Here is a 13,601-nt window from a genome sequence, read left to right as displayed (position 1 = left end):
GCCCCGACATGAGCACCTGCCGGCTGCACCCGCCCGGCCCCCGTCCGGACGCCGGCCTGCTGGAGCGCTGCCGTGCGCTGCCGACGAGCATCCTGTCCGACTGCATGGCCCGCAGCGGCGGGATCTGCGGCGTGCACCGGGTGCCCGGCGGCGGCTGGCCGCGAGTGGCCGGGCCCGCGCTGACCGTGCGCACCCGACCGGGCGACAACCTCGTCGTCCACCGCGCCCTGGACCTCGCCCAGCCCGGCGACGTGCTCGTCGTCGACGGCGGCGGCGCGCTGGACCGGGCGCTGCTCGGCGAGATCATCGCGCGCTACGCGGCCGCTCGCGGGCTGGCCGCGCTGGTCGTCGACGGGGCGGTGCGCGACGTCGAGGGGCTGGCCGCGGGCGCCGTGCCGGTCTTCGCCCGGGGCGTCAACCACCTCGGCCCGTACAAGGACGGCCCGGGCGAGATCGGCGGCCCGGTGCACGCCGGCGGCACGGTGGTGCGTGCCGGCGACGTCGTGGTCGGCGACGCCGACGGCGTCGTGGTCGTGCCGCGCGAGCGGGTCGCGGAGGTGGTCGCGACCGGCGAGGAGCAGGCGCGGACGGAGGAGGCGGTGTTCGCGCACATCGCCGCCGGCACGTGGGACCGGTCGTGGGTGGCCGCCGCGCTCACCGAGGTCCGGGTGGGCCCCGGGGTGGTCGCGTGAGCACCCGGTGGGGGCTGGTCGGCTTCGGCGAGGCCGGCCGGGTCATCGGCACCGCCCTGGCCGCCTCCGGCGCCGACCTGGCGGTGCACGACCGGGTGCTCCTCGACCCGGAGCGCGGTCCGGGGCTGGCGGAGGCGGTGCGGGCGGCCGGGGCGCAGCCGGTGGCCGACGTCGCGGGGCTCGCCGACCGGGACGTCGTCCTGTCGCTGGTCACCCCGGCCACCGCGCTGGCGGCGGCCGAGGGGCTCCGGGCCGTCGTCGGCGACGGCGTCCTCTACGTCGACCTCAACTCCACCGCGCCGCCGGTCAAGGAGGCGGTGGCGGCCGCGCTGCCCGCCGCCCGGGTGGTCGACGGCGTGATGACCGGCGGGGGCATCCGGCTCGACGGCAGCCGCATCCCGATCTCGCTGGCCGGGCCGGACGCCCCGGAGGCGGCCCGGCTGCTGGCGGGCGCCGGGTTCCGCACCGCCGTCGTCGGCGAGCAGGTGGGGGCCGCGGCCGCGCTGAAGATGCTGCGCAGCGTCGTGGTCAAGGGCCTGGAGGGGCTGTGGACCGAGGCGCTGCTGGCCGCCCGCGAGCTGGACGTCGTGGAGCCGCTGATCGCGATGGTCGAGGAGACGCTGGACCGCTGGCCCACCCGCGACTTCGCCACGATGCTCGTCACCACCCACGTCGCGCACGCCGGCCGCCGGCAGGGGGAGGCCCGGATGGTGCGCGACACCGTCGCCGGCACCGGCGTCGAGCCGTTCATGTCGGCCGCACTGGTGGCCCGGCAGGAGCGCACCGCGCGCGGGCTCGAGCGGGCCGGACGGCGGGCGGGGGAGGTGCCGCCGACGCTCGCCGACGCGCTGGAGGTGCTGCGCTCGCTGCCCGGCTGAGCGGTGCCGCCGGCGACCGGGACCGTCACAGCCCACACGCGTCCTCGTGCGGGGTCAGAAGGGTGGCGGATCGTCGTCCGAGATGGACACCGCTGGCGGAGTCGAGGCGGCCGCTGTTGATCCGGGTGGCTGGGATGGTCGCAGGCCGGGTGGTCGGGTGGTGCGGGTGACGCCCGATGGTGTGGTGACGTGCAGGGCGCCGTCGTTGTCCATGGCGAATCGCCAGCCGCGGGCGTGGGTCTTGAGGCGGTGGTGGCTGCGGCACAGGCAGCACAGGTTGGCGCAGTCAGTGGCGCCGCCGTCGGCGTGCGGGACGACGTGGTCGCGGTCGGTCCAGCCGACGCGCTGGCCGCAGTTGGGGAAGCGGCAGGCGCGGTCGCGGGTGGTGACGAAGGCGTCCTGGGCGGCGGTGGGTGGGTAGGCGTCGGTGGGTGCCGGTCGGTCGAGCACCGGGCAGCCGCAGTCCTGCTCGTGGTGGGTGGCGCAGCCACGGCGGGCCAGACGGCGCAGCTGGTCGAGGGTGGTGGTGGCCACCAGAGCGCCGTCGTCGGTGACCGCGAGGGTCACCGTGCCGCCCTCGGGTGTCTGCAGCCCCAGGGCACCGAGCCGGATGAGCAGCTCGCGCAGCTGGGCGGCGGTGATCGGCTGCCCGTTGACCTCCCCGGGCTGGTCGGTCCGGCCGGCCAGCGCGTCGAGTGCGGCGGTGATCGTCAGCTGAGCTGTGACCGGCGTCCGGCTGGTGTCCCAGGGACGGCGGATCAGGTCAGCCAGCACCACGGCGCGCAGCTCGCCGATCGGCCGGGGGTCGCCATCGGTCTTGAGCATCGCTGCCAACCGGTCGACCACGTCGAGGCACTCGGCCGACACCGGGGTGGGCAGGTCCGCAGCCAGCGTGCTCATGCCCTCCAGGTGTGAGGGATAGGAGCGCACGTCGGCCTGCCGACGAGCGTCCTTGCGCCGCGCGTCGACGGCGTCGGTATCGAGTTCCAGCAGAAGTGCCAGCGCCCGGGCCCGCAACCGGCCGGTGGACAGGCCGGGCGCCTCGGGCAGCAGCCGCGACTCGATTCCCCGGGCGATCGCCGGTGTCGTGTGGGTGAGGACGTCGGCGAGGACCTTCGCGCGGGGCTCGTCCAGAACCCCATCGGCCAGCGCGGCCCAGGTGGCCGGCAGGTTCCCCCGGTAGGTCCAGGCGCGGTGCGCCAGGTGGGAGGCGGTGCCCCGGCCGCAGTTGAGCACCACTGCCAGCTCGGAGGTGAAGAACTCGCTCACCCCGGGCAGCTCGGGATCCGGGGCCCACGAGCCCTTCCTGGCGCCGGGGTGGCCCGGCGGCGGGTCGAGGGAGTCCGGGGTGTCGTCGGCCAGGCCCATGACGAGCTCGGCCTCGTAGGCGGCGTCCATCGCCTTGCGGGCCTGCAGGCGCTGCAGCTCGGCGGCCTTCTCCGCCCGGGTCAGCAGCCCCACAGGCAGCCGCGCGCTGGTCGGCGGCCGCTCGAGCAGCCGGCCGACCAGCTCGGCCTCCAGCGGCGTACGCGCGGGACCGGCTGACCTCATGACCCGAACATACGTACGAGGTACGACAGTTCTCGGCTCCTGATCGAGGGATCAGCGGGTCGAGGTCACCCCGGCTCGTCGACTCCCCACGCATCCGCGATCCGCCGCGGATACTGCCGCCCGGAACTGTCGTACCCCGCGGGCAGGGTGCCGGGGACACACGACACGGACTCCGGGAGGGGACGCGGTGATCCTCGAGCCCCGGGCGGCCGACCTGGACCTCGTCGAGGTCGAGAACGCCCTGCTGCGCGCCGCGGTCGGCGACTACTCCGCCGAGGCCGCGGTCCTGCTGCTCGCCAACGCCGGGCACTGGCTGCCCCAGCTGCAGGGCGCCGGCCTGATCTGTCTGCTCGGGGACGTCGACGGCGACGGGCTGTGGGCGCAGGTCGCCTGGCCCGACCTCGACGCCGCGCTGCGCGCCGGGCGCATCGGAGGCAGCAGCAGCCAGCTGCGTCTGCTCCGGGCGGCCGTCTCCCTCGCCGAGGGCCACCCGGTCGACCTCGGCGACCTCGCCGCGGGCCTCGACCGCGACGGCCTCGTGCTGCTGCTGGCCGCCGTCGCCCACGCCGGCGGCAGCCATGGCGGGGAGCTGCCGCCGCTGGCCGCCTGGCCGCTGCGCGGCTGATCGCCCGGCCGCTGCGCGGCTGACCGCGCTCAGGCCCGGGCGGCGGCCCGGCGGCGGTGTGCGGCCACCAGCGCGGGGCGGTCGCGCAGCAGCAGGTGCCGGCCGAGCACGATGACCAGCCCGCCGACGACGGCGAGGGCCGCGGTGGCGGTCCAGGCCACGGCGTAGGAGCCGGCCGACACGACCGCGCCGAACGCCAGCGGGCCGAGCGCGGCGCCCATGCCCATACCGCCCTGTGTGATCGACGTCGCCTGCGCGGCCATGCCGTGGTGCATGCGGGTGATGGCGTAGGTCGACAGCCCCGCCCACGCCCAGCCGGTGCAGTAGCCGACCACCGCGCCGATGGCGATGAGCGCCTCGACCCCGGTGCCCAGCAGCGCGTAGGACAGCCCGCCCAGCGACATCTGCGCGGCGACGACGAGCAGCCAGCGGGTGCGCACCCGGTCGGCCAGCCAGCCGGCGACCACGCGGGCCAGGGCCCCCAACCCGCTGGCCACCGCGGCCAGCACGCCGGCGGGTCGCCGGGGCGATGCCGCCGGCGACCGCCGTGCTGACGAAGAAGGAGCCCAGCGCGTTGCCGGTGCCCGCGCCGAGCATCAGCCCGGCGGCCAGCACGTACAGCGGTCCGCGCCGGAACGGCCCGGCCGCCTCCGACGGCGGTGCCGAGGACCCGGCCGACCCCATCCGTCGCGCGCCGGGCACCGACAGCACCACCAGCAGCGCCAGGACGGCGCCCAGGCCGAACGCCGTGCGCCAGCCCAGCGGGATGGCCACCAGCGGGATGGCGACGCCCGCGAGCAGCGTGGACAGCGGGATCGCGGCCTGCTTGAGACCGTAGGCCAGGCCCTGCCGGTCGGCGGCCACCGACCGGGCGATCAGGTCGTTGCTGGCCGGCTGCCCGACGCCGTTGCCCCACCCGGCGACGACGAGCGCGGCGACCAGGACGGCGGTGTCACGGGCGGCGACCGCGACGCCCAGCATCGCCAGCGCCGCGGTGAGCCCGGAGAGCCGCACGACCCGGATGCTGCCCAGCTTCCGCACCAGCGCGCCGGCGAAGAGCGCCGACACCGCCGAGGTGGCGAAGAACGCCGCGACCAGCAGGCCGAGCAGCGACGGCCCGACGCCGAGGTCGGCGCTGACCTGCACCCACAGCACGCCGACCAGGTAGGCCGGGAGCACCCCCGCGGTCGTCACCGTGACCGCGGCGGTCGCCGCGCGGGCCGAGCCCGCCGGCCGCTCCCGGCGCGCTCTCACGCCGCCCCGCTCACGGTGCCGTGCCCTCCGCCAGCAGCAGCTCCACCAGGTGCTCGGCGATCGCGAGGGAGGACGTCGCCGCCGGGGAGGGGGCGTTGCGCACGGCCACCACGGCGCCCCGCCGGGTGATGCGGAAGTCGTCGACCAGGCTGCCGTCGGACTCCAGCGCCTGCGCCCGGATCCCCGCGGTGGCCGGGACCATGTCCTCGACGGTCAGCTCGGGCACGTAGCGGCGGGCCGCGGCGGTGTACGCGCGCTTGCTCAACGAGCCGCGCATCTCCGCCAGGCCCGTGCGCCAGTGCTGCTTCGCGAAGCGCCGGAAGCCGGGGAAGCGGACGATCGCGGCCAGCTCGGTGGGGGAGACGTCCCGCCAGCGGTAGCCCTCGCGGGCCAGCGCCAGGACGGCGTTGGGGCCGACCAGCACCTCGCCGTCCACCCGTGGGGTCAGGTGCACGCCGAGGAACGGGTACCGGGGGTCGGGCACCGGGTAGACCAGGCCGTTCACCAGCGCCCGCTTGTCCGGCCGCAGCGCGTAGTACTCGCCGCGGAAGGGCACGATGCGCGGGGCGTCGTCGTCCCCGGCCAGCCGCGCCAGCCGGTCGACCTGCAGCCCGGAGCAGAGCACCACCCGGTCGACGACGACCTCCTCGCCGGCGGTGCTGGTGACGACGACCTCCCCGCCGGTGGACCGGAGGCCGGCGACCTCGAAGCCGGTGCGGACGGTGGCCCCGGCCTTGCGGGCCTCCTCGGCCAGCTGCTCGGTGACGGCGACGTAGTCGACGATGGCGGTGGTCGGCGAGTGCAGCGCGGCGATGCCGGCGACGTGCGGCTCGAGCTCGTGCAGCTCCGCCCGGTCGATCACCCGGACCCCGGGGACGCCGTTGGCGCGGGCCCGCTCGGCGATCGCGCCCAGCCGCTCCTCCTCGGCCCCGTCGAGCGCGACGAGGACCTTGCCGATCTCCTCGTAGGGCAGCCCCTTCTCCGCGCAGAACTCCCGCAGCAGGGAGACCCCGCGGCGGCACAGCGTCGCCTTGAGGGAGCCGGGCTCGTAGTAGAGGCCGGCGTGCACCACGCCGCTGTTGCGGCCGGTCTGGTGGGCGGCGAGCCGGTCCTCCTTCTCGAGGACGGTCACCACGGCGTCGGGCGCACGGGCGAGCAGCCGCCGGGCCACCGCCGTCCCGATGATCCCGCCCCCGACCACGGCGTATCGCTGGACCGGCATCGCTCTCCGTCCTCTCGGCCGCCCGCGGCTCTGCGGGGGGCGGGTGTGGGAAGGGCTCCCGGCAGGCGGCTACGGTGCCGATGTGATCTCCGTCGCGCGCCGAGCCCCCGGCCTCTGCTCCCGTCCGCAGGGTAGTTCCCGGTGACCGCCCTCACGGGTGTGCTACCGATCACACTCACCCCGTTCACCGATGGCGGCGACGTCGACGAGGGCAGCATCGACAGCCTCGTCGAGGACTACCTCGGCGCCGGGGCCCACGGGTTGACCATCCTCGGGATCATGGGCGAGGCGGCCCGCCTGCTCGACGACGAGCGCGAGCGGGTGCTGCGCCGCTACCTGCAGGCGACCGCCGGCCGGGTGCCGGTGGTGGCCGGCGTCTCCGCCCGGGCCACCCGCATGGCGCTGGACTACGCGCGCCGGGCCGAGGACGCCGGCGCGGCGGCCGTCATGCTCGCCCCGCCGGACAACACCCGGAACCTCGACCTGGTCTTCGAGCACTTCGGGCTGGTCGCCGAGGCGGTGTCGGTGCCGGTCGTGGTCCAGGACGAGCCGGTGAACACCGGCGTGGTGATGCCGGCGCCGTTCCTCGTCCGGCTGCTCGACGAGATCGAGGGGTGCCGCTACCTCAAGCTCGAGGAGACCCCGACGCTGCCCAAGATCACCGCGGTGCGGCAGAAGGCGAAGGGGCCGGTCGGCATCTTCGGCGGCCTCGGCGGGCTCTACCTGTACGAGGAGCTGCTCCGCGGCGCCGACGGCATCATGACCGGCTTCGGCTTCCCGCAGGTGCTGGTCGGCACCTACGAGCGGTTCGTCGCCGGCGACCGCGCGGGCGCGCAGGAGTTCTTCTTCCGGTACCTCCCGCTGATCCGCTACGAGGCCCAGCTCGGCGTCGGCGGGGTGACCATCCGCAAGCAGGTCTTCGCCCGGCGCGGGGCCATCGCCTCCCCGCACGCCCGCTTCCCGGCCCCGCCGGTCGACGAGCTCACCCTCGCCGAGCTCGACGACCTCATCGCCGCCGTCGGCCTGTAGCCCCCCACCCTCCGCGGGTCGTGCTGCCGCACGGCCCGCGCCCGCCTGCGAGAGGACACCGCTGTGCGACTGACGACGCTGCGACTGGACGGCGCGGAGCCGGGGGCGCTGGTGCGCCCCGGCGGCGCGGTACCGCTGCCCGCGCTCAACCGGCGCCTGCAGACCGACTGGCCGGAGACCGTCCAGGAGCTGCTCGAGAGCGGCCGGGTCGAGGAGCTGCGCGACTGGGTCGCCGGCCAGGACGCCGCCGGGCTGGACGAGCTCGTCGTGCCGCAGGAGCAGCTGGCGTACGCGCCGCTCTACCGGCGCCCGCGCAAGATCTGGGGCATCGGCCTGAACTACGTCGAGCACGCCGCCGACCTGTCCGAGAAGGCGCCCTCGACCGAGCCGGCCAGCTTCCTCAAGCCCGACACCGCCATCATCGGGCCGGGTGACCCGATCCGGATCCCCCCGCAGTCGCAGCGCACCACCGCCGAGGGTGAGCTGGGCGTGGTGATCGGCCGCGAGTGCAAGGACGTCGACGAGGCCGACGCCCCCTCGGTGGTCGCCGGGTTCACCACGATCGTGGACATGACCGCCGAGGACATCCTCGAGAAGAACCCGCGCTACCTCACCCGGTCCAAGAGCTTCGACACCTTCTTCAGCTTCGGCCCCGAGCTGGTGACCGTCGACGAGGTGGACGACGTCGACGCGCTGGAGGTGGCCACGATCCACAACGGCGAGGTGCACCGGCGCAACGTCGTCTCGAACATGACCTTCCGGCCCTGGTGGCTGGTGGCCTTCCACTCCCGGGTGATGACGCTGCTGCCCGGCGACGTCATCTCCACCGGCACGCCGGGTGCCGCGCACATCCGCTCTGGTGACACCGCCGGTGTGCAGATCACCGGCTTCCGCGAGCTCACCAACCCCGTGGCCTGAGCGCCCGACCGACGGAGGACAACCGATGGACCTCGAACTCACCGGCCGGGTCGCCCTGGTCACCGCCGCCTCCAAGGGCCTGGGCCGCGCCACCGCGACCCAGCTGGCCGCCGAGGGCGCGCGGGTGATGATCTCCAGCCGCGGCGCCGACCAGCTGGCGCGCACCGCGCAGGAGATCGCCGACGCGACCGGCGCGCAGGTCGAGCACTGCCCGGCCGACGTCTCCGACGCCGGCGACCTCGACCGGCTGCTGCGCGAGACGCGGGAGCGGCTCGGCGGCGTCGACGTGCTGGTCAACAACGCCGGCGGGCCGCCGCCGGGCGGGTTCGACGCGCTCGACGACGCCCAGTGGCAGCAGGCGTTCGAGCTGAACCTGCTCTCCACCGTGCGGCTGTTCCGCGGCGTGCTGCCGCACATGCGCGAGCAGCGCTGGGGCCGGATCGTCACCGTCGCGTCCTCGTCGATCAGGCAGCCGATCGACAACCTCACGCTGTCCAACACCCTGCGGGTGGGCCTGCTCGGGCTGGCCAAGAGCGTCGCCCTGGAGGTGGCCTCCGACGGCGTGCTGGTCAACACCCTCGGCCCCGGCCGGATCGCCACCGACCGCGTCGCCTCGCTCGACGCCGGTCGCGCCGAGAAGACCGGGCTGTCGGTGGAGGAGGTCCGCGCGCAGAGCGAGGCGGGCATCCCGCTGGGCCGCTACGGCACCGCGGAGGAGTTCGGCAAGGTGGCGGCGTTCCTCGCCTCGGGCGCCAACACCTACGTCACCGGCCAGAACTTCCTGGTCGACGGCGGCATGGTGCGGGCCATCTGATGCGCATCGCCCGCTACACCCCGGCCGCCGGCGGTCCGGCGTCCTACGGCCTGGTCGAGGGGGACGGCGACGACGCCGTCGTCGTCCGGCTCGAGGGGAACCCCTTCGACGGCGTCCGGACGACGGAGGAGCGGACCCCGCTCGGTCAGGTGCGGCTGCTCGCCCCGGTCGAGCCCAGCAAGGTGCTGTGCCTCGGCCGCAACTACGCCGAGCACGCCAAGGAGCTGGGCAACGAGGTGCCGGAGATCCCGGTCGTGTTCGCCAAGTTCTCCACGTCGGTGGTGGGCCCCGACGCCGAGGTGCCCTATCCGCCGGACACCGGGAACCTGCACTTCGAGGGCGAGCTGGCGGTCGTGATCGGGCAGGAGTGCACGCGGGTGCCGGCCGACCGGGTGGCCGACGTCGTGCTCGGCTACACCGTCGCCAACGACCTCACGATGCGGGACATGCAGCGTGCGGAGAAGCAGTGGACCCGCGCCAAGGGCTTCGACCGCTCGTGCCCGCTGGGGCCGTGGGTGGAGACCGACGTCGACCCGGCGGCGTTGTCCCTGCGGACCACCGTCAACGGCGACGTGAAGCAGGACGGCACGACCGCCGACATGCTGCTCGACGTCGCCGCGTGCGTGTCGTGGGTCAGCCAGACCATGACCCTGCTGCCCGGCGACGTCGTGCTCACCGGCACCCCGGCCGGGGTCGGGCCGCTGCAGGCCGGCGACGAGGTGACGGTGACGCTGGAGGGGATCGGGTCGCTGTCCACCCGCATCGTCTGAGGCGGGCGTCGGCCGCGCCGGACTTCCCACCTGCCGACGCTCGTGCTCTGCCCGCCGTCGTGGGCAGAGCACGACTCTCCGCGGAGCAAGTCGGTGCGGCTCCCCGCGGAGCAGGTCAGTGCGGCTCGGTCAGGTGCGCACCGGCAGGCCGAGGGCCTGCGCCCACAGCCGGGTCAGCGCGGCGACCAGGCGCTCCTGCTCGAACTCGCCGTCGAGCACCAGCCAGTAGTGCACCAGCCCGTTGACCATCGCGACGAGCGCGTGCGCGCTGTACTCCGCGTCGAGGTCGGCCGCGACCAGGCCGTCGCGCTGCAGCTGCTCGATGCTGTGCCGCACCCGGCCGACGTTGCGCTCCCGGGCGGCCTGGCGCAGCGCCCGCACCTCAGGGTCGAAGGTGGTGACCTGCTCGAACAGCGCCATCAGTGCGGTGTTCTGCAGGTATGTGTCGACGAACCGGCGGTTGGCCCGGTCGATGCGGTGCACCGCGACCTCCTCCGGTGAGCCGTCCGGCGGGCCCGGCTCGCCGCGGGTGCCCATCGAGGCGTAGAGGTCGTCCATCGTCTCGGCCACGAGCGCCCGGAAGACGGCGGTCTTGGAGCCGAAGTACGTGTAGAAGCTGCCGTGGGCGACGCCGGCCGCCGCCGAGATGTCGGTGACCCGGGCCTCGAGGAAGCCGTCGCGCTCGAACACCTCGCGGGCGGCGGCCAGCAGCCGGGCCCGCATCCGGCGGCCGCGCTCGGTCGTCGGCAGGGCGGCCGGGGCGGTGCCGGCCGGGCCGCTCACCGCCTCGGGTGGTGGGGGCACGGGCACCTCCGGCCCTCGTCGTTGACATTGACGTCGATGTCAACTTAGCTGCTGTCCAGCTCCGCTGTCGTCCCCCGAGGAGGCGTGCCGCCCGATGACCGTGCCGACGCCGGACCCGATGGACGGCGGTTTGCAGGCGCTGCTGCGACCGCGGGGGATCGCGCTGCTCGGCATCTCGGGCCGGTCGGAGAACCTGATGTCCCGGCCGCTGCGCTACCTGGTCGAGCACGGGTACGAGGGCGGCGTCTACCCGGTCAACCCGAACTACGAGGAACTGGTCGGCCGGCGCTGCTACCCGGCGCTGGCCGACGTCCCGGGCCCGGTCGACCTGGTGCTCGTGCTGGTCGCGGCCGACCGGGTGGAGGACGCGATCCGGCAGGCCGCCGCGGTCGGCGCCCGGGCGGCGGTCGTCTACGCCTCCGGCTTCGCCGAGGTCGGCCCGGAGGGCGTGGCGCTGCAGCAGCGGCTGGCCGCGGTGGCCCGGGAGACCGGCGTCCGCGTCGTCGGACCCAACTGCCAGGGTTTCCTCTACGCGCCCACCGGCGTGGTCGCCACCTTCACCGCCGCCGCCGACCGGCCGCTGACCTCCGGCAGCGGGGTGGCCTACGTCGGGCAGAGCGGCGCCGTCGGCGGCTCGGTGCTCGACCTGGCCACCGACATGGGCCTGGGCCTGGCGGCGTGGTTCAGCACCGGTAACCAGGCCGACCTCGACCTGACCGAGGTGTCCCTGCACCTGCTGGCCGACCCGACGGTGCGGGTGCTGATGCTCTACGTGGAGGCCACCGGGAACGGCGCGGCCTACGCCGAGCTGGCCCGCCGCGCGCAGCTCGCCGGCAAGTCCCTGGTGGTGCTGCGCTCGGGCCGGTCCAGCGCCGGGCGCCGGGCGGTGGCCAGCCACACCGGCTCGATGCTCGGCGACGACGTCGCCTTCGTGCTCACCTCCCGGCGGTACGGCGTGGTGCTGGTCGACGACATCGACGAGCTGCTCGCGGTCGCGGCGGTGCTGGCCGCCGGGAAGCCGGCCGAGGGGCCGCGGGTCGCCGTCGTCACGACCTCCGGCGGGGCCGGCAGCCTCGCCGCCGACCAGTGCGAGGACGTCGGCCTCCAGATGCCCGAGCTGTCGGCCGCCACCCAGGCGCGGCTGCGCCCGCTGATCCCGCCCTTCGGTGCGCTGGCCAACCCGGTCGACGTCACCGCGCAGCTGTTCAACCAGGGGGCGCACGCCTTCGGCGACGTCTGCCGGATCATCGCCGAGGACGACGCCGTCGACGTCGTCGCCGTCCTGGTCACCATGGTCGTCGGCGACGCCGGCGCCCGGCTGGCCGAGGACCTCGTCGCCACCGCGGCCAAGTTGCGCTGCCCGCTGCTGGTCGGCTGGATCGCCGGGCAGGAGCTGACCGTCGAGGGCCGCCGGGTCTTCCGCGAGGCCGGCGTCCCGGTGTTCGGCTCGGTCGGCGACCTCGCCCGCGTCGCCGCGCGGCTGGCCCCGCCCCGGCACCGGGGCACGCCGCCGCCGCTGCCGGCAGTGCCCGACGTCCCGGCCGCCGAGGTGCGCGCGCTGCTGGAGGGGCCGGTGGTGGACGGCGCGGCGCTGCTGCGGTCGATCGGCATCGGGCAGCCGGCGTCCACGCTGGTGACCAGCCCGGAGGCCGCGCGCGAGGCGGTCGCCGCGTTGCCCGGCCGGGGCGTGCTCAAGCTCGCCGCCGCGGACCTGGCGCACAAGAGCGAGGTCGGCGGGGTGCGGGTCGGCGTGGGCCCCGACGAGGCGGCGGGCGTCTTCGCCGAGCTGCTCGACGCCGCGCGCCGGCACCACGTCCCCGGCGTCGAGGGCGTGCACGTGCAGGAGCTCGTCCCGCCGGGCACCGAGCTGATCCTCGCGGTCACCGCCGGCCGCGACGGGTTCCCGCCCGTGGTGACCGTCGGCCTCGGCGGGGTGACCACCGAGCTCTACCGCGACCTCGCCTCGGCGCTGGCCCCGGTCTCGCCGGAGGAGGCGTGGGCGATGCTGCGCGGCCTGCGGGCGTGGCCGCTGCTGGCCGGCTTCCGCGGCGCCGAGCCCGCCGACGTGCCGGCCGCGGTCGACGCCGTCGTCCGGCTCTCGCAGGCGGCGGTGGCCGCGGGCGACCGGCTGGCCGAGTTCGAGGTGAACCCGCTCATCGTCGCGCCCCGCGGCCGGGGGGCGACCGCCGTCGACGTCCTGGTGCGCACCACCGGCTCGCGGGAGCCGGTGGGCGAGTAGGCAGGCCCTGCCACCAGACTCCGAGGCTCCCCAGACCACCCCAGCAGAGAGGCAGGACACCCAGCGTGGGACAGATCCAGTTGGAGCGGCACGGCGGCGTGGCCGTGGTCACGGTCGACTCGCCCGAGGTCAAGAACGGGCTGACCCCGGAGATGGGGCTGCAGCTGTCGGAGCTGTGCGACGAGGTGGACGCCGACCCGGCGGTCGGCGCGGCCGTCGTCCGGGGCGCGGGCGGCACCTTCTGCTCCGGCGCGGACCGCCGGCGCTGGACGCCGGGCAGCGACCAGGCCGAGGACAAGACCTACAAGGAGCTCGGCGCGGTCTACACCGCCTTCCGCCGGGTGGGCACGCTGCAGGTGCCGACCATCGCCGCCGTCCGCGGCGCCGCGGTCGGCGCGGGGATCAACCTGGCCCTCTCCACCGACCTGCGCATCGTCTCCGAGAGCGCCCGGCTGCTCGCCGGGTTCCTGCGCATCGGCCTGCACCCCGGCGGCGGCTACTTCACGATCAGCAGCCGGACGGCGGGCCGCGAGGCCACCGCCGCGATGGGACTGTTCAGCGAGGAGATCGACGGCGTGCGCGCCGCGGAGATCGGCCTGGCCTGGAAGGCCGTGCCCGACGACCAGGTCGAGGACCTCGCCCTGGAGCTCGCCGGCCGCGCCGCCAAGGACCCGGAGCTGGCCCGCGAGGCGGTCCGCTCCTTCCGTACCGAGGCCGGCCCGCCCGGGATCGGCTGGGAGGCCGCGCTGCACTTCGAGCGGGCCACCCAGATGTGGTCGCAGCGGCGGCGCGAGACCGCCTGACC

General features: G+C 75.5%; 13 protein-coding genes and 1 pseudogene. 9 read left to right on the top strand and 5 right to left on the bottom strand.

Going from position 1 to position 13,601, the window contains the following annotated elements; genetic code table 11:
- The first annotated feature begins 8 nt into the window (after window positions 1-8).
- Complete coding sequence (locus tag GOBS_RS18450; RefSeq protein WP_012949788.1) at window positions 9-692, top strand: RraA family protein; 684 nt, start codon at window positions 9-11, stop codon at window positions 690-692.
- Window positions 689-1,570 (top strand): NAD(P)-dependent oxidoreductase, encoded by an 882-nt coding sequence (locus tag GOBS_RS18445; RefSeq protein WP_012949787.1) that lies wholly within the window; start codon window positions 689-691, stop codon window positions 1,568-1,570. The genes GOBS_RS18450 and GOBS_RS18445 overlap by 4 nt, the downstream gene beginning before the upstream one ends.
- Window positions 1,571-1,624: 54 nt before the next feature.
- Here the strand turns inward: GOBS_RS18445 and GOBS_RS18440 are convergent, their stop codons facing one another.
- Window positions 1,625-3,121 carry an HNH endonuclease signature motif containing protein gene (locus GOBS_RS18440; RefSeq protein ID WP_012949786.1) on the bottom strand — a complete coding sequence of 499 codons (1,497 nt, stop codon included), beginning with the start codon at window positions 3,119-3,121 and terminating at the stop codon, window positions 1,625-1,627.
- A 187-nt stretch (window positions 3,122-3,308) separates the two neighbouring features.
- Here GOBS_RS18440 and GOBS_RS18435 point away from each other — a divergent pair, with 187 nt between their 5' ends.
- Window positions 3,309-3,746, top strand: coding sequence for a hypothetical protein (locus tag GOBS_RS18435; RefSeq protein WP_012949785.1), 438 nt, complete (start codon window positions 3,309-3,311; stop codon window positions 3,744-3,746).
- A 29-nt stretch (window positions 3,747-3,775) separates the two neighbouring features.
- On the opposite strand, the gene GOBS_RS28970 is transcribed toward GOBS_RS18435, so the two are convergent.
- From GOBS_RS28970 to lhgO, 3 genes and pseudogenes are all read right to left on the bottom strand, one after another.
- Window positions 3,776-4,243: an MFS transporter gene (locus GOBS_RS28970; RefSeq protein ID WP_243697536.1), complete on the bottom strand. Its 468-nt coding sequence runs from the start codon at window positions 4,241-4,243 to the stop codon at window positions 3,776-3,778.
- A 142-nt stretch (window positions 4,244-4,385) separates the two neighbouring features.
- Window positions 4,386-4,892 (bottom strand): annotated as a pseudogene (locus GOBS_RS28960) (MFS transporter); the annotation flags it as partial.
- A 118-nt stretch (window positions 4,893-5,010) separates the two neighbouring features.
- Entirely contained in the window at window positions 5,011-6,222 is a 1,212-nt protein-coding gene (lhgO, locus tag GOBS_RS18425) for an L-2-hydroxyglutarate oxidase (RefSeq protein WP_012949782.1), read from the bottom strand.
- Window positions 6,223-6,363: 141 nt separating this feature from the next.
- Between lhgO and GOBS_RS18420 the strand changes: the two genes are divergently transcribed.
- The 4 genes from GOBS_RS18420 to GOBS_RS18405 all read left to right on the top strand — a co-directional run bounded on the left by GOBS_RS18420 (window position 6,364) and on the right by GOBS_RS18405 (window position 9,753).
- Window positions 6,364-7,251 (top strand): dihydrodipicolinate synthase family protein, encoded by an 888-nt coding sequence (locus GOBS_RS18420; protein ID WP_012949781.1) that lies wholly within the window; start codon window positions 6,364-6,366, stop codon window positions 7,249-7,251.
- 63 nt (window positions 7,252-7,314) lie between these two features.
- Window positions 7,315-8,169 carry a fumarylacetoacetate hydrolase family protein gene (locus tag GOBS_RS18415; RefSeq protein WP_012949780.1) on the top strand — a complete coding sequence of 285 codons (855 nt, stop codon included), beginning with the start codon at window positions 7,315-7,317 and terminating at the stop codon, window positions 8,167-8,169.
- 25 nt (window positions 8,170-8,194) lie between these two features.
- Window positions 8,195-8,983: an SDR family oxidoreductase gene (locus GOBS_RS18410; RefSeq protein WP_012949779.1), complete on the top strand. Its 789-nt coding sequence runs from the start codon at window positions 8,195-8,197 to the stop codon at window positions 8,981-8,983.
- Window positions 8,983-9,753 carry a fumarylacetoacetate hydrolase family protein gene (locus GOBS_RS18405; RefSeq protein WP_012949778.1) on the top strand — a complete coding sequence of 257 codons (771 nt, stop codon included), beginning with the start codon at window positions 8,983-8,985 and terminating at the stop codon, window positions 9,751-9,753. Before GOBS_RS18410 ends, GOBS_RS18405 begins: the two co-directional genes overlap by 1 nt.
- A gap of 129 nt (window positions 9,754-9,882) precedes the next feature.
- Here GOBS_RS18405 and GOBS_RS18400 read toward each other — a convergent pair whose 3' ends face one another.
- The gene (locus tag GOBS_RS18400; protein WP_012949777.1) at window positions 9,883-10,557 is read right to left on the bottom strand and encodes a TetR/AcrR family transcriptional regulator; all 675 of its coding nucleotides are present in this window, start codon (window positions 10,555-10,557) and stop codon (window positions 9,883-9,885) included.
- A 94-nt stretch (window positions 10,558-10,651) separates the two neighbouring features.
- Here GOBS_RS18400 and GOBS_RS18395 point away from each other — a divergent pair, with 94 nt between their 5' ends.
- Both GOBS_RS18395 and GOBS_RS18390 read left to right on the top strand, forming a co-directional pair.
- On the top strand, window positions 10,652-12,796 hold the full coding sequence (locus GOBS_RS18395; protein WP_012949776.1) for an acetate--CoA ligase family protein: 2,145 nt from the start codon (window positions 10,652-10,654) through the stop codon (window positions 12,794-12,796).
- A gap of 65 nt (window positions 12,797-12,861) precedes the next feature.
- Window positions 12,862-13,599 (top strand): enoyl-CoA hydratase/isomerase family protein, encoded by a 738-nt coding sequence (locus tag GOBS_RS18390; protein ID WP_012949775.1) that lies wholly within the window; start codon window positions 12,862-12,864, stop codon window positions 13,597-13,599.
- Window positions 13,600-13,601 lie beyond the last annotated feature (2 nt).

It is taken from the genome of Geodermatophilus obscurus DSM 43160 (assembly GCF_000025345.1).
GTDB lineage: Bacteria > Actinomycetota > Actinomycetes > Mycobacteriales > Geodermatophilaceae > Geodermatophilus > Geodermatophilus obscurus.
This window is presented reverse-complemented; position numbering and strand designations above follow the sequence as displayed.